The 3,437-nt window shown below is 64.3% G+C and carries 4 protein-coding genes; all 4 read left to right on the top strand.

The window, feature by feature from the left end; all coding sequences use genetic code 11:
- Window positions 1-598, top strand: a 598-nt coding sequence (locus tag MJD61_07485; GenBank protein ID MCG8555115.1) for a hypothetical protein, incomplete at its 5' end; no start/stop codon positions are given.
- On the top strand, window positions 595-1,302 hold the full coding sequence (locus MJD61_07480; protein MCG8555114.1) for a prepilin-type N-terminal cleavage/methylation domain-containing protein: 708 nt from the start codon (window positions 595-597) through the stop codon (window positions 1,300-1,302). The genes MJD61_07485 and MJD61_07480, both read left to right, overlap by 4 nt.
- On the top strand, window positions 1,299-2,696 hold the full coding sequence (locus MJD61_07475; protein ID MCG8555113.1) for a type II secretion system protein GspK: 1,398 nt from the start codon (window positions 1,299-1,301) through the stop codon (window positions 2,694-2,696). Before MJD61_07480 ends, MJD61_07475 begins: the two co-directional genes overlap by 4 nt.
- A 15-nt stretch (window positions 2,697-2,711) precedes the next feature.
- A partial coding sequence (pilM, locus tag MJD61_07470; protein ID MCG8555112.1) for a pilus assembly protein PilM occupies window positions 2,712-3,437 on the top strand: 726 nt, incomplete at its 3' end.

Below are 3,437 nucleotides of genomic sequence, written 5' to 3'. Positions count from 1 at the left end.
GGAGGTGATCGTGGCCGTGGCTATCCTCGCAGTAGCTCTGAGCGCGATCTTCTCGCGCGAGGCCGGCGCAATCAAGGTGGCGCATCGGGCTCGAACCATGGGTCTTGCCAGACTGCTTGCACGCTGCAAGATGGCCGAAATCGAAGAACAGGTCCTAAAGGAGGGCATGCCGGCGGAGTTCGACAGCGGTCGAGACGGCTGTTGCGAGGACGCCGAGCTCGACGGCTTCGCGTGCAAGTGGAGTATCCTGCGCGTGAAGCTGCCGGAAACGCTGGGCACCGAGGCGGAGGAAGAAGAAGAGAGCCCGCTGTCCGCGGTGAGAAACCTCAACCCGCTCGATCCCACGGGCGCCGCCTCGGTAATGGGCGTGCTCGGTGGCGGCTCCCACGACATGATCGCCGAGCTGGCAATGCAGTACACCTATCCGATACTGCGTCCGGCGTTCGAGGAACAGATCCGGCGCGCCACGGTGAGCGTCGAGTGGAAGGAGGGAAAGCAGGCGCACTCGCTCGATGTGGTTCAGTTTCTCGTTGCGACGCAGCCTCCCTTTCCCATGCAGCCTGCAGGTTCGAACGCGCCTGGAGGTCCCTCCCCGTGAGCAACACACGGCAGACCGCAGGGTCCGCGTCGGGCATGACGCTGATCGAGGTCATGGTCGCCCTGACCATTCTGGCCATCGTCTCCAGCCTGGTCTACGGGGGCTTCGCGCAGACCGCGTTCAACAAGAGGCGCGTCGAGGACCAGCTCGATCGCTACCACGAAGCACGCATGGCGGTAGAGCGGATGGCTCGAGAGCTCTCGATGGCCTTCGTCTCGATTCACAACAGTCCGAACCCGGCGCTGCGGGTCGTGCAGACCGCCTTCGTTGGCGGCGGGAACGCCGACGGAAGCCGCATCGATTTCACCTCGTTTTCGCACCAGCGCCTGCAGCGCGACGTCCACGAATCCGACCAGAACGAGCTCTCCTACTTCGTGACCGCGCACCCACAAGACTCGAGCCGTAAAGTGCTGGCGCGCCGGGAGCAGGCGCGAATCGACGACGACCCGCGCAAGGGCGGTCAAAGCCAGATCCTGGTAGACGGAGTGCTCGATTTCGAGCTCTCCTACCTCGACTCCCAGACCGGGCAGTGGCTCAAGTCGTGGGACAGCATCCAACCTGCGATGCAGCCCAACCGCTTGCCTTTGCAGGTGAAGATCCTGCTGACGATCGCCTCGCCGCACCGCAAGGACAAGCTCACGATCGGAACCCGCGCCGTGTTGCCCGTTACCTATGCCCTCAACCACGCGGTGTACCGGCGGTGAGCTCGGCGCACAAGAACGGGCCGGCAGGCCGGCGCACGACCGCAGGCCGACACAACCGGCGGGAACAGGGCGTCGCACTGGTGATGGTCCTGACGGTCGTCGCCATCCTCTCGATTTTTCTTGCCGACTTTCACGAAAGCACTACCACGGCGCTCTCGATCGCTGCTTCCCAACGCGATCAACTGCGAGCAGAGTACATTGCCAAGAGCGGCCTCAACCTAACACGGCTGCTCATCTCCAAGGAGCCCCAGATCACGCGAGCCGTGGCGCCGCTCTATCGCCTGCTCATCAAGCGGCGTGCGCCGCAAATCAACGTATGGCGCTTTGCCGACCAGATCCTCGGACCTTTCTTCAACCGCCCGGCGACCGATCAGCTCGGCAGCGATGAAGACGAGATTGCATTGACTTCCAGCTTTGACCTGTCGGAAGCGGAAGGGCTCGAGAGCCTGGGGGGCACGTTTCACATCGCTGCCTCGGTGGAGAACAGCAAGATCAACCTCAACAATCCCCTGTTTCGTTCGGGAACCGACGCCAAGCGCAGCACAGCCATGCAGCTGTTCATGCTCATGGGAGGCCATCAGAATCCGAACCCGTACGACCCGCTCTTTTCGAGGCAGGATGCAGACGGCCACTACACTACTCCTCTGGACATCGTGTCGGCCGCGATCGATTGGTGGGACTACGATCAGCGTCGCACGGTCTTCGATCCGGGCTCGTCCATGATCGGCGAGGCCGGCAGCGAGGACGACGTATACAGCTCGCTCGACGACCCCTACCAGGTCAAGAACGCGCCCTACGACTCGTTGCAGGAGCTCAGGATGATCCGTGGCATCGACGACGATTTCTGGGCCACCTTCATCGAGCCTGATCCCGACGATCCCGAGAAACGCCAGGTCACGATCTACGGCTCGGGCTCGGTAAACGTGAACGAAGCGCCTCCCCTGGTGATGCTCGCGCGTCTCTGCTCGTTTCTCATCGAGCAGCCGCAGGCGCTGTGTAGGGATCCGCTCGAGGGAGCCAAATTCGTGCAGCTGGTCGGAACCATGCGCAGCCTCGTGCCCATCGCCTGGTTCAGCTCTCCCTACGATTTCGTGAAGTTCGTGGAAGGCAGCGGGGGGCCGACCGACCTGTACCCGATGCTGCGAATGCTGCTCGGCGCGGACAGTCCGCTGCTGTTTCAGCCCCTGAGCATCCCGCATCTGCTGCGGCCGGCCCTCGGCCGGGCGTTCATTACTTCGGCGTCGATCATCACGATCCAGTCCACCGCCGCCGTCGGCAGGGCCAGGGTCCGCCTCGATACCGTAGTCAACTTCGATAGGCGGTGGACGCCACCACCTCCCAACCCAGGCACCATGCCGGCTCTCGGCGTGCTTCACTACTATAGACTCGACTAGACGTTACGGATCACCATGGCATACGTTCTCGGGCTCGACATCGCGGAGCAGGAAGCACGTGCAGTGCTGCTGCGCACCACGCTGCGAAGGAACGAAGTGCAGCGCTACGTGCGCGTGCCGCTGGACGCCTCGCAATCGGGCCGCGGGGCGGCGCTCCACGCCTCCATGCGCGAGCTGCTGCGACGACTGGGACGCTCGCCCGACGTCTTGATCGCCGCGATGCCGGGACAGGTAGCGTCGATACGTACGCTGTCCCTGCCGAGCGCTGCGGCCAAACGTGCGAGCGAGATTCTACCCTTCGAGCTGGAGCCGCTGCTGCCCTTCCCCATCGAGGAGGCGGTAGTCGACCACCAGCCCATCGAGACGAGGAACGGCGAGCTGCGGCTGTTGGTTGCGGCGGTGCCCAAGGACCGCGTGCGCGAGCTTCTGGAAACGCTGCGGGTAGCGAGCCTGCAGCCCAAGCAGCTCGCGCTGGGTGCGGCGGCGCTCGATGGCCTCACCACGCTCGTGCCGGAGCTGAGCTCGGACGCTCCGCTCGCCCTGGTGGAGCTCGCCGACGCATCGGTGGATGTCTGTATCGTGCGTGCGGGACACTGCGAGATGGCCCGAACGCTCTCCGCAGGGCTCGGCGAGCAGCAAGAGGGCCTGGCTTCCGTTCAGGCCACGCTTCACCGCACCCTGACGGCCTACCGCGCAGCCAGCGGTCGCGAGCTGAGCAAGGTCTATGTCGCGGGCAACCTG

The sequence above is a fragment of the Pseudomonadota bacterium genome, assembly GCA_022361155.1.
In the GTDB taxonomy this organism is placed as follows: Bacteria; Myxococcota_A; Polyangia; order Polyangiales; family JAKSBK01; genus JAKSBK01.
This window is presented reverse-complemented; position numbering and strand designations above follow the sequence as displayed.